We start from the raw sequence: 17,097 nt of genomic DNA on the forward strand, positions 1-17,097 counted from the left end.
GAATGGATGATAATCCTTTGTTGATACGGCCTCTTTTATGGGTTGTAAAACTCTAATTCATCCACTGCTTTCCATCCAAAGATACCGTTTTTCATTGTAACATGCAATATACATCCCATGGCTACTTGTGCATTTATGGGGACATGGAAGTAAAGGCAGTCGTCAGGATTATCCTGGTCGACAGCTTTCAGAATTCTGCATTCAGGCAATATGGTCCGATAACGAGCCAATTTATTGGGCTTTAGAAAACGGACTTCTGTTACCCTGTATTCTTTGCGTACGGGAGTCTTACTTGCTAACCAACGATTCATATTCAGTAACAGATTGATACCCATACCGTGAAAAAGCATCCCTATGACAATGCCACAGGCGATGGTCTTCAGGTAATATCCGACTTTTGTGTATTTATCTGCCAGTAGTATGCCAATAACAATGACAAAAATGGCGGTGAAAAGCATCACGAATGCCATGAGTGGGCGATAACTGATACCCCGAAATGCTGTTTGCTGGAGCAATACAGTACTGGGAGTGGCCAGATAACCCACTCCGACAAGTATTGCCAGGATCACAATTACTATCAGCCAGACATATATAGATTGCCTGCGCTCTTTCTTTTTTTCCCGGATTTGTCCGGTGGTTGTTATTCTTCGATATCTCATTCTGTTGACGAAGGTACGCTTTTATATCTTCATATAGCCTATCTCCTTTAAAATTCTATTCAAGCTTCTTCTGAGAAAAGAAATAAAAGGCTTTGTTTATAATAAACTTAAAGAGATTTTGTATATCTTTGCATAATTAAAAAACTAGACTTAAAGAAAACATTATGAAGACAAAACGCTTATTAGGATTATTGCTATTAATCCAGTCAATCACTGGCTTTGTTGCTTGTAGTGATGATGAACCACAAGATAAAGTAAAAACTGTAAAAATGCTTATTTCTGACAAAACAGGTACTTATCAGCCTTGGGGAAGTGATTCTCCCATCGATTGTATGCTGGTGAAAGAAGAAAGTGAAAGCGACTACAAAACGCTGGATTTTCAAGGAATTACTGATTTCGTTTACGAAAAAGGCTATGAGTATGCTTTATGGGTTGAGAAAAGAACCTTGGTTGATCCTCCTGCGGATGGGAGTAGCATTGTCTACAAATTGATAGATGTAATATCGAAGGCAAAAGTAGAGTATGAATACACTATAAAAGTAGATGGCCCTAATCCTTTTATTCTGTCTCCCGAAGGTGGTGAATATGAAATACCTTTTACCTGTAAAGCAAAGAAATTTGCAGAGGGTAGCCTGGTTGAAGATAGGTATATTTCTTTAAAAGGGTTGAGATATAATATGGGTACCAATTACGGAGGACTGACAAGAGTCGTAAAAGATAGCGATAAGGTTGGGTTTTATAAATTTGTAATAGAAGGTATTCCGCGCTTTAATATGAAAGCGGCTCCTGTATGGTATTGTGGTATTTACACTCCGGATGCAGATTTACTTTTCGGACCTGAGCCTGAGCCTATTTATAAGCAACTATTTGAACAACCGCAAACAGAGGGTGAGGATTATTTTATGTATTCGGTAGTCTTTATGTCTACAGGCACATTTGCTGAATAAACTCTAAAATAATATTTGAAATACAAAGAAAAAGAATCTGAAAGAGGTGGATACATCAAGGTTTGGAATGTAATTGCTATTAGACGGAATCATCCGGTATTGAACAAAAAACTCTGAAATCATCCGATTTCAGAGTTTTAAGCGGTGCGTACGGGACTCGAACCCGTGACCCCATGCGTGACAGGCATGTATTCTAACCAACTGAACTAACGCACCATAATTTCATTTCTTTAATTGCTTTCTCTCTCGATTGCGGTTGCAAAGGTAGGCATTTCTTTGAAACCTGCAATAGCTACGATGAAATTTTTTTGCTTGATTTTATCACTTTTCCTTTTATATCCTCATTTTGAGAACATTGGAATATGAAAAAAAATAAGTTCTTGCAGAGCTTTTTGTGAAAGGGGATTGGGATAGTTTTGTAATGAAAACGAAGCTTTCTGTTGCTTGATTTAAACTTCTTGCTCGAAAACTTCGTTATTTTACAATAAATCGTTATTTTTGCAAACTCAAATCGAGAAAATTGTAATTTGAAAACGATAAAAACGATAATTTAGGATGATGAAAACGGCCAAACTGTTACTTCACTGTCCCGACAAACCGGGAATTCTGGCAGAAGTGACAGACTTTATAACGGTAAACAAGGGAAATATTATCTATCTGGACCAATATGTCGATCATGTGGAGAATATCTTTTTCATGCGTATCGAATGGGAATTGAAGAACTTCCTGATACCGCAAGAGAAAATTGAAGATTATTTTGCTACGCTGTACGCACAGAAATATGAAATGTTTTTCCGTCTCTATTTCTCGGATGCGAAACCACGCATGGCGATATTTGTGTCTAAGATGTCGCATTGCCTGTTCGATTTGCTGGCACGCTATACGGCAGGAGAGTGGAACGTCGAGATTCCTCTTATTATAAGCAACCATCCCGACCTGCAACATGTAGCCGAACGTTTCGGAATACCTTTCTATCTGTTCCCTATTACAAAGGAGACAAAAGAAGAACAGGAGAAAAAAGAAATGGAATTGCTGGCAAAACATAAGGTGAACTTTATTGTACTGGCGCGTTATATGCAGGTGATTTCAGAGCGGATGATTGATGCCTATCCCAATCGGATTATCAATATTCATCACTCTTTCCTTCCTGCATTTGTGGGAGCAAAACCCTATCATGCAGCATTTGAACGTGGTGTGAAGATCATTGGTGCTACCAGTCATTATGTAACAACAGAATTGGATGCAGGACCGATCATTGAACAAGATGTGGTTCGTATCACTCATAAAGATACTGTAGAAGATCTTGTAAATAAGGGGAAAGACCTGGAAAAGATTGTTCTCTCACGTGCCGTGCAGAAGCATATTGAGCGCAAGGTACTGGCATATAAGAATAAAACAGTGATATTTAGTTAAGGTATATTCATGAAAGTAGCGATTATCAAATATAATGCGGGTAATATTTATTCGGTGGATTATGCACTGAAGCGTTTGGGCGTGGAGGCTGTGGTAACGGCGGATAAAAATGAATTGCGTGCGGCGGACAAAGTGATCTTTCCAGGTGTGGGCGAGGCGGAAACAACCATGAAGTTTCTGCGTGCCAGTGGTATGGATGCATTGATTAAGGAACTTAGACAACCTCTTTTAGGGATATGTCTGGGTATGCAAGTGATGTGTCGCCATTCTGAAGAAGGAGGAGATGTGGATTGTCTGGGGATTTTTGATACGGAAGTGAAGCGTTTCGTTCCACAGAAGCATGAGGATAAAGTGCCTCACATGGGTTGGAATACGCTTACTGAGACGAACAGTGGCTTATTCAAAGGTTTTACAAAAGAAGAGTTTGTCTATTTTGTGCATAGCTTCTACATTCCGGTCAATGAATATACAGCTGCTGTGACGGATTATATACAACCGTTTAGCGCTGCCTTGCATAAGGATAATTATTACGCTACCCAATTCCATCCGGAGAAGAGTGGGGGTGTGGGAGAACGTATCCTGCGCAATTTTTTAGAATTATAATTAAGTAGATGAATATATGATAGAGCTTATTCCTGCAATAGATATTATCGACGGAAAGTGTGTACGCCTTTCACAAGGCGACTATGCTAGTAAGAAGGTGTATAACGAAAATCCGGTAGAAGTGGCCAAAGAGATGGAGGCGCACGGTATTCGCCGGCTTCATGTGGTAGACTTGGACGGAGCGGCTTCTCATCATGTAGTCAATTATAATGTTTTGAATAGAATCACCTCACAGACTTCCCTGATAGTTGATTTCGGTGGTGGTGTGAAAAGTGATGAAGACTTGAAGATAGCTTTTGAGAATGGGGCGCAGATGGTTACAGGCGGCAGTATTGCGGTGAAAAATCCTGAGTTGTTCTGCCATTGGCTGGAAGTTTACGGCAGTGAGAAGATAATTCTTGGTGCGGATGTGAAAGACCGGAAGATAGCTGTGAATGGCTGGAAGGATGAAAGTGCTTGTGAATTGTTCCCTTTCCTGAAAGAATATGTAGAGAAAGGCATTCAGAAAGTAATTTGCACGGATATTAGTTGTGACGGTATGTTGCAGGGGCCTTCTATTAAACTGTATAAGGAAATGCTGGAAGAACATCCCGACCTTTACCTGATAGCAAGTGGCGGTGTCAGCAGTATGGAAGATATACGTGCATTGGAGACGGCTGGGGTACCGGCTGTTATTTTTGGTAAGGCTCTGTATGAAGGGCGTATTACTTTGAAGGAAATTGAAAGATTTATGATTTCTGATTTATGATTTATGGAGGCGGATATATGCGGTTTCTAAGTCTTCATTCATAAGTCATAAGTCATAGATCATAAATTATAAATCATAAATCATTAAAGGTGTTAGCGAAAAGAATTATCCCCTGTCTCGATATCAAAGACGGACAAACAGTGAAAGGAACCAATTTCGTCAATTTGCGTCAAGCGGGCGATCCGGTGGAACTGGCACGTGCGTATAGTGAGCAAGGTGCTGATGAATTGGTTTTTCTGGATATAACAGCCAGTTTCGAAGGTCGCAAGACATTTGCAGAGTTGGTGAAGCGCATTGCTGCCAATATTAGTATTCCGTTTACGGTAGGTGGCGGTATCAACGAATTGAGTGATGTAGACCGTCTGCTGAATGCCGGTGCAGATAAGATTTCTATCAATTCTTCTGCAATTCGCCGTCCCGAACTGATTGATGAAATAGCTAAGAACTTCGGTTCGCAGGTATGTGTGTTGGCGGTAGATGCCAAACAAACTGAAAAAGGCTGGTGGTGCTATCTGAATGGAGGCCGCGTAGAAACAGATAAAGAACTGTTTACCTGGACCAAAGAAGCTCAGGAGCGTGGTGCCGGAGAAATACTTTTCACCAGCATGAATCATGATGGCGTAAAGACCGGATACGCTAATGAAGCGCTTGCTGAAATGTCTGATAACCTCTCTATTCCGGTGATTGCATCGGGCGGAGCAGGAGCAAAAGAGCATTTTCGTGATGTGTTTTTGCAAGGAAAAGCAGATGCGGCGTTGGCAGCCAGCGTTTTTCATTTCGGAGAAATTAAAATTCCCGATTTAAAATCGTATCTTTGCGCCCAGGGAATCTCGATGCGAACGGTGTAAGGGGATGATAAAATGGTAAGATGATAGGATGCTTATACCGCATTATAATTCGTAAATTGTAATTCGTAATTATATAAAAATGGATTTTGATAAAATGAACGGACTTATTCCGGCAATCATACAAGACGCAGACACCGCTAAGGTGTTAATGTTGGGCTTCATGAATAAAGAAGCTTACGACAAAACGGTAGAAACCGGTAAAGTGACTTTTTTCAGCCGCACCAAGAACCGTCTTTGGACGAAAGGTGAGGAGAGTGGTAATTTCCTGAATGTTGTTTCTATCAAGGAAGACTGTGATCAGGATACATTGCTGATTCAGGTACACCCTGTGGGGCCGGTTTGCCATACAGGTACGGATACATGCTGGGGTGAGAAGAATGAACAGCCTGTAATGTTCCTGAAGCATCTTCAGGATTTTATTACTAAGCGCCATGAAGAGATGCCGGAAGGTTCTTACACAACCAGTCTGTTTGAGTCAGGTGTGAATAAAATGGCACAGAAAGTGGGTGAAGAAGCTGTGGAAACAGTGATCGAAGCTTGTAACGGAACTGATGAACGGTTGATCTATGAAGGAGCCGATTTGATATACCACCTCATCGTGTTGTTAACATCCAAAGGATACAGTTTGGAAGATTTGGCACGCGAATTGCAGGAACGTCATAGCGCTTCGTGGAAGAAACACTAAGTCGTAAATTGTAATTCGTAATTTGTAATTATAGAAAGATGGCTGAACCGCTGATACGATATAAAGATGTGGAAGTACACCAACAGGACTTGTGCGTGCTGAATGAGGTAAACCTTGAGCTGCAGAAGGGAGAGTTTGTGTACCTTATCGGTAAGGTAGGTTCGGGTAAGACCAGTTTGCTAAAAACACTCTACGGAGAACTGGATATTACTGCTGGCGAAGCAATGGTACTAGGGTATGATATGAGTCGTATTAAGCGCAAGCATATTCCGCAGTTGCGTCGTAAGTTGGGCATCGTGTTCCAGGATTTCCAATTGTTGACTGACCGCACGGTGAACGATAATCTTGCTTTTGTATTGAAGGCTACGGGCTGGAAAAACAAATCGGAAATAAAAGATCGTATTGCTGAAGTGCTGATGCAGGTAGGAATGGGTAATAAAGGATATAAGTTCCCTAACGAACTTTCGGGAGGCGAACAGCAACGCATCGTTATTGCCCGTGCTATGCTCAACTCTCCGGAGATTATCCTGGCGGATGAACCGACCGGTAATCTGGATGCGGAAACGGGACGTGCTATTGTAGGACTATTACATAACATCAGCCGCACGGGTGGCTCACTGGTATTGATGACTACGCACAACCTCCATCTGCTTCACGAGTTTCCGGGACAGGTATATCGCTGTGCAGGTCATCAAATAACAGATGTAACGTCCGAGTATTCGGGGATGATGCCGACTGTAGAAGAAACAAATAATAATATATAATCATTTAATACAGGAACGAAAATGAAAGTTTTAAAGTTTGGAGGTACTTCCGTAGGTTCTGCACCGCGGATAAAGGAAGTAGCCAAATTGATCACTGATGGTGAACAGAAGATAGTTGTACTCTCGGCTATGTCGGGCACAACTAATACATTGGTGGAAATTTCGGACTATCTGTACAAGAAAAATCCGGAGGGTGCCAACGAAATCATTAACAAGCTGGAGGCTAAATATAAACAGCATGTGAATGAGCTGTATTCCACTCCCGAGTATAAACAGAAAGGCCAGGAACTGATTAAATCTCATTTTGACTACATCCGTTCTTATACCAAAGACCTTTTCACGCTGTTTGAGGAGAAAGTGGTTCTGGCACAGGGAGAACTGATTTCTACTGCCATGATGAACTATTACCTGCAAGAGTGTGGTGTGAAGTCCATTTTGCTTCCGGCTTTGGAATATATGCGCACCGATAAGAATGCGGAGCCCGATCCTGTATATATTAAGGAGAAACTTCAGATGCAGTTGGAATTGCATCCCGGTGCTGAGATTTACATTACGCAAGGATACATTTGCCGTAACGCTTACGGAGAAATAGACAATCTGCAACGTGGTGGAAGCGACTATACCGCTTCTCTGATCGGTGCAGCTATCAATGCTTCCGAAATCCAAATATGGACCGATATTGACGGTATGCACAATAACGACCCGCGTATCGTTGACAAGACTGCTCCCGTGCGCCATCTTCATTTTGAAGAAGCTGCCGAGCTGGCTTATTTTGGTGCGAAGATTCTTCACCCCACTTGTATACAGCCTGCCAAGTATGCCAATATCCCGGTGCGCTTGCTGAACACGATGGACCCTACCGCTCCCGGTACTATGATTTCCAATGATACTGAGAAGGGCAAAATTAAGGCAGTTGCAGCAAAAGATAACATTACGGCTATTAAGATTAAATCCAGCCGCATGTTGCTTGCCCATGGTTTCTTGCGCAAGGTATTCGAAATATTTGAAAGCTATCAGACTTCTATCGATATGATTTGTACTTCTGAGGTAGGAGTATCTGTATCTGTTGATAATACGAAGCATCTCAACGAGATTCTGGACGACCTGAAGAAGTATGGAACCGTTACGGTGGATAAGGATATGTGTATCGTCTGCGTGGTAGGTGATTTGGAATGGGAGAATGTCGGTTTCGAAGCGAAGGCACTGGATGCCATGCGCGACATACCGGTACGAATGATCTCATTCGGTGGTAGTAACTACAATATTTCTTTCCTCATCCGTGAGTGCGACAAGAATAAGGCATTGCAGTCGCTTAGTGATGCACTGTTCAACGAGGAATAAGAGATAACCCTGATACAACCCGAGCGCTTTTACCAATCCTGATAAAAGCGCTCTTTTTAACTGAACAAAGAATACACTATATTTAGATAAAGAATATGAAAGGAACATTCCCCATAGATAAATTCCGTGAGTTGCGCACCCCGTTTTATTACTATGACACGAAGGTGTTGCGTGAAACCCTTTCCTGTGTGCGCACCGAAGCTGCAAAGCATGGCAACTTTGACGTGCACTATGCCGTGAAGGCAAATGCCAATCCTAAAGTGCTTTCCATCATCCGTGAGAACGGATTGGGGGCCGACTGTGTAAGTGGCGGTGAAGTCCGTGCGGCAATCAAGGCAGGTTTCCCGACGAATAAGATAGTGTTTGCCGGAGTGGGCAAGGCAGATTGGGAAATCAACCTCGGCTTGGATTATAATATTTTCTGTTTCAATGTAGAGTCCATCCCCGAACTGGAAATCATCAATGAACTGGCTGCGGCAAAGGGTAAGGTTGCGAATGTAGCTTTCCGCATCAACCCCAATGTGGGGGCACATACCCATGCCAATATCACTACCGGACTGGCGGAGAACAAGTTCGGCATCAGTATGCAGGACATGGACAATGTGATAGATGTGGCGCTGGAGATGAAGAACGTAAAGTTCATCGGATTGCACTTCCACATTGGTTCGCAGATATTGGATATGGGCGATTTCGTGGCTCTTTGCAACCGTGTGAACGAATTGCAGGATAAACTGGAATCTCACCGCATCCGCATCGAGCACGTCAATGTAGGTGGCGGACTGGGGATTGATTATAAGCATCCTAACCGCCAGGCGATACCTGACTTCAAAGATTATTTTGATACCTATGCCGAGCACCTGAAATTGCGTTCCTATCAAACGCTCCATTTTGAACTGGGGCGTGCCATAACGGGGCAGTGCGGTTCGCTGATTTCCCGTGTGCTTTATGTAAAACAGGGAGCTAATAAGAAATTTGCCATTCTCGATGCCGGTATGACGGATTTGATTCGTCCGGCATTGTATCAGGCTTATCATAAGATAGAGAATATCACTTCCGAGGAAGCTGTGGAGGCGTATGATGTGGTAGGGCCTATCTGTGAGTCTTCCGACGTCTTCGGCAAGGCGATAGACTTGAATAAGGTGAAGCGCGGAGATTTGATAGCGTTGCGTTCTGCCGGTGCCTATGGTGAGATTATGGCTTCAAGCTATAACTGCCGTGAGTTGCCGAAGGGGTATACATCGGACGAATTGGTATAACAGGAATAACCTTTTGCAGATTGACGGTATTCGCCATTTGATAAAGGATTAAGAGTATTATTGCAGGCGAATGGCTATTCTCCTTAAAGAAATACGATGGTTTTAGTATCTGTATAGAGGAGAAATGCTTATATTTGTACATAAACTCAAATTTCTAAAAATGAGACGGTCAGAGATTATAGAACAGATAAGAAAGACAGTATGTGGTATAGCGCCTACGGCAAAAGCCATTCTGTTTGGCTCGGAAGCACGAGGGGAAGCTCGCTCCGACAGTGATATTGATTTGTTGATTTTGCTTGAGGGAGAGAAACTGACATTGGCTCAGGAAGAAGCAATAACCTTGCCCCTTTATGAATTGGAATTGAAAACCGGCGTTGCGATTAGTCCGATAGTAATGTTGAAGAAGCTTTGGGAGAATCGTCCATTTAAGACCCCTTTTTATGTAAATGTAGTAAATGAAGGTATTGTGTTATGAAAGAAATATTAGATGAGGAAAGTAAAAGAAGGACAAGTCAGACTTTTACTATTTTATAGCAGAATAAGCATTGTGAAGATTAATCTGTGAGAAAAAGGCTATTTGTAGTACCAGATATGATAATTCTCTGTATCTTTGTTGTCACATAACACACAACAATGGGAAAATTTATCAATCCGTTCACCGATTACGGTTTTAAGAAAATATTCGGCCAAGAGATTTCTAAGGATTTGTTAATAGACTTCTTAAATGATTTGCTGAAGGGTGAACGGGTGATAACAGATCTCACATTCTTGAACAATGAACAGTTGCCTAAGTATAACGAAGGGCGAGGTCTTATCTATGATATTTATTGCTGCACCGATACCGGTGAAAAGATAATCGTAGAGATGCAGAATAAGTCTCAGTTGCATTTTAAGGAACGTGCGCTTTATTATCTTTCTAATGCGATAGTGCAACAGGCTGAGAAAGGGAATGAATGGCGGTTCGGTATTAAAGCTGTATATGGAGTTTTCTTTATGAACTTTTTATTTGACAGCAGTGTTAAATTGAGGACTGACGTCATCCTTGCCGACCGTGATACGGGTGAGTTATTCACTGACAGAATGCGCCAGATATTTATAGCTCTTCCTCTTTTTCAGAAGGAGGAAGAAGAATGTGAGAATGATTTTGAACGTTGGATATATACATTAAAGAATATGGAGACACTGAAACGAATGCCTTTTAAGGCCCGCAAGGCAGTCTTCGAAAAGTTAGAAGAAATTGCCGATGTGGCTTCTCTTAGTAAAGAGGAGCGTGAACGTTATGAGAATAGTGTAAATGTATACCGCACTAATTTGTGTGTGATGGATGCAGCGAAAGAAGAAGGGCGTGAAGAAGGACGTCAAGAAGGACGTGAAGAAGGACGTCAAGAAGGTCTTGAGGAAGGTCTTGAAAAAGGACGTCAAGAAGAACGTCTTGCTAATGCTCGTAGCATGAAAGCTGAGGGAGCTGATTATGCATTTATTTCTAAAATCACAGGCCTGTCAGAGGATGAAATCAGGAACCTATAGGGTGTGAAATTCTATATTTAGGTGTAGAATATCTTAATCTTAGAATTTATATGGCAACATTACTTGAACCATTTCCTTATTCAAAGGAAGGACTTGCTGAAATGAAAGCTGTTCTTGATAGCTATGATGTTGATTCTCTTAGTAAAGAGGAGCGGAGACGCTATGAGAATAGTGTGAATGTTTATCGCACTAATTTGTGTGTACTGGAGGCAGCAAAACAAGAAGGATTTGAGGAAGGACGTCAAGAAGTGCGTCTTGCTAATGCTCGTAGAATGAAAGTTGAGGGAGCTGATTATACATTTATTTCTAAAATCACAGGCTTGTCGGAGGATGAAATAGCCGCACTGTAACCTGCTATCTCATAAAACCATATATATTGAGCGTGCAAACCTATAATAAGGTTTGCACGCTTTTTCTTTCTCCTTCCCTCACTTCCCCTCACTTTCTTTACTTTGTATTCACAAACATTACACTTGTGGTTCCTGTTCTCAGGACTCACTTCGTAGTGTACAACTTTAAATGATAAAAGTGATGAATACAGAAAGGATTGAGAAAGATGACGGAAGGCTGGACCTTTCGCAGTATATGACGAAGGTCATTGACGAATTAAAAGAAGACAGGAGGTATCCTGCGGTGCATACCTACACCAGCACCCTGCACTCTTTTGCAAAGTTTTCCTGTGGTGCGATGCCCGTGAATGACGTGTTCACTCCCGGGCGCCTGAAAGCGTATGAGGACTGGCTGCTGCAAAGGCGGCTGAGTTGGAACACTATTTCCACCTATATGCGCACCTTGCAGGCGGTATATAACCGGTTGTCCCCACCCGGTACGCCGGAGCACAATGCTAAACTCTTCGATGACGTGTATACCAAGGTGAAGTCGCAGACCAAACGTGCGTTGACTGAGGAACAGATGGGCAGGCTGATGCACACAGGTCTTGCCGTGCCCTGCGAAGAATTGCAACGCGCACAAGCCTATTTCCTGCTGATGTTCCTGCTGCGCGGCATGCCGTTCATCGACCTTGCCCACCTTCGCAAGAGGGATGTGCGCGACGGCAGGATTGTATACCGCCGCCACAAGACGGGCAAACAGATTACGTTGCGCATCCCCCGGGAAGCCTTGCCCTTACTGAAAGAGTTTAAGGATAAGGACGCTGCCTCCCTCTACCTTTTTCCTATATTGAATGATGCTCCGGAAGGGGAGGACGCCTTGTACAGGCACTACCAGAAAGCCTTGCGGAATTTCAATAAGATGTTGGAAGCACTGGCAAAACGTCTTTTGCCCGGCATCAAAGTCAGTTCCTATACTGCGCGGCACACCTGGGCCACATTGGCCTACCATATAGGAATGCCCATCGGAATCATTTGCCAGGCATTGGGACACTCTTCGGTTCGCGTGACGGAAACCTATCTGAAGCCCTTCGAAAATGAAAGAGTGGATAAAGCTAATCGTAAATTGATTTCTACTGTTAGAAAAGGTAAATGGGGGAATGATATGAATTGTAATATGTTATGAAACAATATATTGCAAGGGAATTACTTATCAAGTAACGGAGCTTTGTGCCTGCAAAATTGAACATTATTTTTGATTCTCCAAAATAAAAAGTCTTTTTTTCACGTCAATAACTTAAATTTTATCCATTAATCTATTTACAAACACTAAAAACATCTCATATTGCTCTTGATGCAAACTGAAAAGCACACATCGCTTTATCCATCTTTGATTCTTCAAAAACGGACTCTTCGTCTATTTGCTTTACTTGTCGCAAAATAGGCTTCTTTTAAAGTAAAATTAGAATAATTGGTAAGAAAACGCTTTTTCTTTTTATGCCGGAAGACTGTTCTTCCCGTTACTTGATAAGTAATTCCCCGCTTGCTGAGCCGTTACTTGATAAGTAATGGAAATAATAAAAGAAGTTACTATGCGAATACTCTATACACAAACTACCGAATATGTCGCCCATTCTATGAAGCGATTTATTGCGAGCTCCACTTGCTTATGAAAAAAGAAGTATTTATAATCATTTGCGGCATTTGGCTCTTTTTGTTGCCGCCTTCCGTTTTTGCAGGCAAAGTAGCGGATACGGACGCGAACATGGATGCGGACACACTCCTTTGCCGACGCGACAGTTTCTTCCGCGAATCCCTGTTGCTATATTTCCGTTTCGACCGGTCGCTGATAGACAGCAACTATATGGATAACGGCAAGACGCTTGGTGCTTTTCACGTCCTGCTATCCAACAATACCGCCGCCTCACTTATCGACACTGTCTTCATCACGGCTTATACCTCTCCCGAAGGTGACAAGACGCACAATATCCGTTTGGCTGAACGTCGTGCGGATGCAGTGAAAGACTACCTTTCCGAAAAATATCCGGCCATCGAGCATCAGCGTATACTTACCGACCCGCAGGGGGAGAATTGGGCAGGGTTGCGCAGCATGATTGAAGAAGATGACTCCGTTCCCGACCGGGAAGAAGTCCTGATGATACTGGATTATGTAAAAGACCTCAACCGTTGCAAGGAATTGCTGAAACGGCTGAATTGCGGATATGCCTATACTTATATCCAAGACCGCATATTACCCCGGCTTCATATTACTGTCTGCACGGTGCAGATGAAGGATGTGAAGGGGATTGCCCTTTTGGGAAAGATAAAGGAAGAGGAGCGTGTTTTTGGAGGGATGACGAAGGAGAGTGGAACTGACCCTCTTCAATGGTTTCATTATGGGCAGCCATCCCTGTCCGTTCGCGCTTACCGTCGCCCCTTGTTTGCATTGAAAACAAATCTGTTGTTCGACGCTGCCTTAATGCCCAACATAGAGATCGAACTCCCCATCGGTAAACGCTGGTCGCTGAACGGCGAATATATGTTCCCCTGGTGGCGGCTGGATGGTGATAAATACTGTCTTCAGGTGCTTTCCGGTGGACTGGAAGGGCGTTATTGGTTGGGGAGACGTTCCAATCGTGAGGTGCTGACCGGACATTTCTTCGGAGTGTATGCGGGTGGAGGTAAGTATGACCTGCAATGGAAAGAGAAAGGCTACCAGGGAGAGTTTTTCATCGCTGCCGGATTGAGCTATGGCTGGGCACGTCGCATCGCCCGCAACCTGCACCTGGAGTTCAGCCTTGGCATTGGTCTGCTACGTACCGACTACCGTCATTACCATGCCCGCGACAACTATCAGACGCTGCTCTGGCAGGAAAACGGAAATTATACCTGGCTTGGGCCTACGAAAGTAAAGGTTTCCCTCGTATGGTTGCTGACGCGCCGTAAAGCTGCTGGCAATAAATAAATCATCATAACCCCATTATTAATCATTATAAATCACTACTGATCATTATAAACCACTACGTCCTATGCTTACACAACAAACCCAGAAAGCAATAGCTATCTTGCATGACATCGCCGGCCATCAGGCGCTTGCCGTAGAAAGTTATCATATCACCCCCGACGAACTTGCCGTCATGCTTGCCCGTCTGGAATGCCATAAAATAGTGAACCGCATCCCCGGTGCTCCGGTCGATAAAGAGACCTCTTACCAACTGTGTCGTCCGCTTAACGACATTTCACTACTGGATGTACTGGAAGCGACCGGCGAGCATTTGAACTGCAACCATCCCACCACCGAGGCCTTCTACTCCCGTTACGGGCGTGTGGCGTCGAAGCTGGGTGTGGTGAACCATATGACACGCCTGTATCTGTCAGAGATAAAGTTGGTTGACTGCTGACCGGGCGGGAAGAATGAATGGAAGATAAAAAATCAGATGAATGAAAGATACAGTATTTAAGTCGGGACATTATAGCCGGATACGACCGTTGCCGTGGCTTTTTGCGCTGTCGTGGCTTTTGTGCTTCTTTGCGTCGTGTGAGCGTCGCGAACTGACTTACTATATGGAAGCCGAAATCACAGTAACAGCCGATTGGAGCCATGCGGGAGTGCCGGAAGAGAAAGACGACGGTGCTACGCTGGTCATCTTCCCTCAGGATGGCAGTGAGCCCCGCGTGATATTGACGGGCGAACGTGAACGTACCACCGTGCGTTTGCCGCGAGGGACTTATGATGCCATACTCTTTAACCGTTCGTTCACCGATTTCAGCAACCTCCTGTTTACTGGAATGGAGTCTCTGAAATCGCTCGAAGCGTATGCTAAAGAAGTGGTGACCCGTGCCGATACGCGTGTTATCATCTCTTCGCCCGACAAACTGGCATCGGGCACGGTTCGGAACTTCGAAGTGACGGATGACATGCTGGGCAACTATGCCCCTCCGGCAGCACGGGGTGTCTGTCCCGAAGGTGCATGCAGGATGCACTTCACGCCCACGCCGCTTACCCGGCACATCCGGGTGACGCTGAACGTGAAAGGTCTGCACAATGTAAGCGAGGTACGTTGCACGCTGGGTGGAGTGCCTCTTTCGGTCTTCCTTCACGACGGGCATGCGGGGGAGGAATTGGGCGGCCAGCAGTTCACGGTGGGCAATCCGGTTTTTGCCGAAGGCTCGTTCACCGACGGCCATCTGACGGGAGAGCTTGATGTATTCGGCTTCGACCGCTCGCTGTCACATTCTATTGCGCTGAAAGCGCAGCTGGTGGATGGCAAGACGGTGGTGGAGCAAATGCTGACGGACATAATGGTGGAAGAAGAAACGGATAGTGCCGGAAACATTACGCTTTCTATAGATGCCTCTGTTCCCGAAACTTTCCCCGATGTGAAACCTGAGGGCGGTTCCGATTCGGGCTTCGATGTGGATGTGGATGAATGGGAAGACGAAGAAGTGGATGTTCCGGTATAAACAGACCGCCGGAACAGACCTGAAGTTATCAATGAAACTCTTTTTTATTAATTAAAATATGTATCAATTTATGAAAACGAAAAGTTTACTTTTAGTAGCGGCAGCAGCCATGACTATGGCAAGTTGCTCGCAAAATGAGATTGTAGAGACAAATCCGGACGCTAACCGTGCCATCGGATTTGGAGTGTACACGGGAACGCAGACAAAAGGGCTGGTAACGGACAATTCAACAACGGATGGCGTTACCGCCAACGGTTTGAAGGTGGATAGCAAAGGCTTCGGTATTCTTGCGTATCAGACGGATGGGGACTATAACACTACCAATCCGAAAGGTCTTTTTATGGACAATGTGCATGCTACTTGGGAGAGCGGAGCGCCGGGCAGTTGGAAATATCTTCCTGTTAAATTCTGGCCTACTAACACTAGGGACAAAATTTCATTCTTCGGCTATGCTCCTTTTACTACCGCTGCCACAGGAACTCCAAGCGCAAACGGCATAAAGATAACCAATGCGACAGCTTCGGAAGACCCGCTTTTGGAATTTACATTGCAGGATAATCAGAAGGATATGGTGGACTTGGTGGTATCGAATGTGAAAGACCAGCTGAGTACTACGGCCGGTGGCAAAGTCACTTTTGAATTTAAACACGCGCTTACCCGTGTGGCAATGCATGCTAAGACCAGTGTGGCTACTAATGCCGAAACCAAAGTGTACATCACCGGCATCAAACTGAAACATACTACGAAACTTGCCAAGAAAGCCACTTTTGATATGAATGACGCCACATGGACACTTCCGGCAACGTCTCCCGGAAATGATTATTTGACAGCTGATTATGCCATTGCCGCAACTTCTGCCAATGGTGTGCTGAAACTGGCAGATCCTAACTGGAAAGGCTATACCACGCCTGCCGTTGAAATTAATTCAACAGACGCCAACCTGTTTACTGACAACCAATATCTGTTCTTCATTCCTATTGGCGGAACAACAGGTACCAGCGGAACCAGTGATGTAAAAGCTGAAATTACTTATGACATCGTTACAGCTTCTTCTTCCGATGCGTCTGTAAAATCTTCTCACACCAAAGAGGTGGATTTGGGAACAGGTGTATTTAAACAAGGCAAAGCCTATAAGTTCACGTTTACAATTACGTTGAATGAAATTAAGGTGGATGTATCGGACTTTAATTGGGATAGTCCTGAAGAAGGTAAAGACGTACCAGTCAATTAACCTCGGTCTTTTGTTTTTGCCTCGGCAAATTACAAATCCGCCGTAATTTTCCCCTAACCCCAGCCTGGGCAAGGTTGAATGTCCTTGTCCGGGCACACAGTTAACCCCAAAAGTTAACACAGCGCTCTTTGACATGCTGGAAACGAAAAGTTATGAAAATAATGATTATCTGATTATCTTTGAACCACACTGTGCAGGCATGAGCTAATAATGCGAGTCAGGAGTTGAAATTAGCTCTTGATTGTAGGGTTATGAATTAATTCACCACAGAGTAACACAGAG

The 17,097-nt window shown here is 43.8% G+C and carries 18 protein-coding genes and 1 tRNA gene; 17 read left to right on the forward strand and 2 right to left on the reverse strand.

The genetic code is table 11. From position 1 onward, the window contains the following. Window positions 1-35: 35 nt before the first annotated feature. Window positions 36-659 carry a hypothetical protein gene (locus K6V21_RS17340; RefSeq protein WP_224319359.1) on the reverse strand — a complete coding sequence of 208 codons (624 nt, stop codon included), beginning with the start codon at window positions 657-659 and terminating at the stop codon, window positions 36-38. 164 nt (window positions 660-823) lie between these two features. On the opposite strand from K6V21_RS17340, the gene K6V21_RS17345 reads away from it, so the two are divergent. Further along, window positions 824-1,606, forward strand: coding sequence for a DUF4377 domain-containing protein (locus K6V21_RS17345; RefSeq protein WP_224319360.1), 783 nt, complete (start codon window positions 824-826; stop codon window positions 1,604-1,606). A 142-nt stretch (window positions 1,607-1,748) separates the two neighbouring features. On the opposite strand, the gene K6V21_RS17350 is transcribed toward K6V21_RS17345, so the two are convergent. Then, a tRNA-Asp gene (locus K6V21_RS17350) sits at window positions 1,749-1,822 on the reverse strand. Window positions 1,823-2,161: 339 nt separating this feature from the next. Between K6V21_RS17350 and purU the strand changes: the two genes are divergently transcribed. The 16 genes from purU to K6V21_RS17430 all read left to right on the forward strand — a co-directional run bounded on the left by purU (window position 2,162) and on the right by K6V21_RS17430 (window position 16,815). After that, window positions 2,162-3,019, forward strand: a complete 858-nt coding sequence (purU, locus tag K6V21_RS17355; protein ID WP_217715534.1) for a formyltetrahydrofolate deformylase — start codon at window positions 2,162-2,164, stop codon at window positions 3,017-3,019. A 9-nt stretch (window positions 3,020-3,028) separates the two neighbouring features. Beyond that, window positions 3,029-3,622 (forward strand): imidazole glycerol phosphate synthase subunit HisH, encoded by a 594-nt coding sequence (hisH, locus tag K6V21_RS17360; RefSeq protein WP_224319361.1) that lies wholly within the window; start codon window positions 3,029-3,031, stop codon window positions 3,620-3,622. 16 nt (window positions 3,623-3,638) lie between these two features. Then, the gene (gene hisA, locus K6V21_RS17365; protein WP_224319362.1) at window positions 3,639-4,370 is read left to right on the forward strand and encodes a 1-(5-phosphoribosyl)-5-[(5-phosphoribosylamino)methylideneamino]imidazole-4-carboxamide isomerase; all 732 of its coding nucleotides are present in this window, start codon (window positions 3,639-3,641) and stop codon (window positions 4,368-4,370) included. Between the two features lie 89 nt (window positions 4,371-4,459). Beyond that, window positions 4,460-5,218 (forward strand): imidazole glycerol phosphate synthase subunit HisF, encoded by a 759-nt coding sequence (gene hisF, locus K6V21_RS17370; protein WP_007209752.1) that lies wholly within the window; start codon window positions 4,460-4,462, stop codon window positions 5,216-5,218. 73 nt (window positions 5,219-5,291) lie between these two features. Continuing rightward, window positions 5,292-5,903, forward strand: coding sequence for a bifunctional phosphoribosyl-AMP cyclohydrolase/phosphoribosyl-ATP diphosphatase HisIE (gene hisIE, locus K6V21_RS17375; protein ID WP_029328897.1), 612 nt, complete (start codon window positions 5,292-5,294; stop codon window positions 5,901-5,903). Between the two features lie 38 nt (window positions 5,904-5,941). Further along, window positions 5,942-6,667: a cell division ATP-binding protein FtsE gene (locus tag K6V21_RS17380; RefSeq protein ID WP_007209750.1), complete on the forward strand. Its 726-nt coding sequence runs from the start codon at window positions 5,942-5,944 to the stop codon at window positions 6,665-6,667. Between the two features lie 21 nt (window positions 6,668-6,688). Further along, a complete protein-coding gene (locus K6V21_RS17385) occupies window positions 6,689-8,008 on the forward strand; it encodes an aspartate kinase (RefSeq protein WP_022391971.1) in 1,320 nt (439 codons plus the stop codon). A 95-nt stretch (window positions 8,009-8,103) separates the two neighbouring features. Continuing rightward, a complete protein-coding gene (lysA, locus tag K6V21_RS17390) occupies window positions 8,104-9,264 on the forward strand; it encodes a diaminopimelate decarboxylase (protein WP_224319363.1) in 1,161 nt (386 codons plus the stop codon). 160 nt (window positions 9,265-9,424) lie between these two features. Then, the gene (locus K6V21_RS17395; protein WP_224319364.1) at window positions 9,425-9,739 is read left to right on the forward strand and encodes a nucleotidyltransferase family protein; all 315 of its coding nucleotides are present in this window, start codon (window positions 9,425-9,427) and stop codon (window positions 9,737-9,739) included. Window positions 9,740-9,897: 158 nt separating this feature from the next. Next, the gene (locus K6V21_RS17400; protein WP_224319365.1) at window positions 9,898-10,791 is read left to right on the forward strand and encodes an Rpn family recombination-promoting nuclease/putative transposase; all 894 of its coding nucleotides are present in this window, start codon (window positions 9,898-9,900) and stop codon (window positions 10,789-10,791) included. Window positions 10,792-10,841: 50 nt separating this feature from the next. Next, on the forward strand, window positions 10,842-11,141 hold the full coding sequence (locus K6V21_RS17405) for a hypothetical protein (RefSeq protein ID WP_224319366.1): 300 nt from the start codon (window positions 10,842-10,844) through the stop codon (window positions 11,139-11,141). 181 nt (window positions 11,142-11,322) lie between these two features. Then, complete coding sequence (locus K6V21_RS17410; protein WP_224319367.1) at window positions 11,323-12,306, forward strand: tyrosine-type recombinase/integrase; 984 nt, start codon at window positions 11,323-11,325, stop codon at window positions 12,304-12,306. A gap of 483 nt (window positions 12,307-12,789) precedes the next feature. After that, window positions 12,790-14,085 (forward strand): DUF3575 domain-containing protein, encoded by a 1,296-nt coding sequence (locus K6V21_RS17415; protein WP_224319368.1) that lies wholly within the window; start codon window positions 12,790-12,792, stop codon window positions 14,083-14,085. A gap of 64 nt (window positions 14,086-14,149) precedes the next feature. Next, on the forward strand, window positions 14,150-14,521 hold the full coding sequence (locus K6V21_RS17420) for a hypothetical protein (protein ID WP_224319369.1): 372 nt from the start codon (window positions 14,150-14,152) through the stop codon (window positions 14,519-14,521). Between the two features lie 40 nt (window positions 14,522-14,561). Further along, window positions 14,562-15,584 (forward strand): DUF5119 domain-containing protein, encoded by a 1,023-nt coding sequence (locus tag K6V21_RS17425; RefSeq protein WP_224319370.1) that lies wholly within the window; start codon window positions 14,562-14,564, stop codon window positions 15,582-15,584. A gap of 70 nt (window positions 15,585-15,654) precedes the next feature. After that, window positions 15,655-16,815 (forward strand): fimbrillin family protein, encoded by a 1,161-nt coding sequence (locus tag K6V21_RS17430; protein WP_224319371.1) that lies wholly within the window; start codon window positions 15,655-15,657, stop codon window positions 16,813-16,815. Window positions 16,816-17,097: the final 282 nt, after the last annotated feature.

This window comes from Bacteroides cellulosilyticus, assembly GCF_020091405.1.
Classification (GTDB): Bacteria; Bacteroidota; Bacteroidia; order Bacteroidales; family Bacteroidaceae; genus Bacteroides.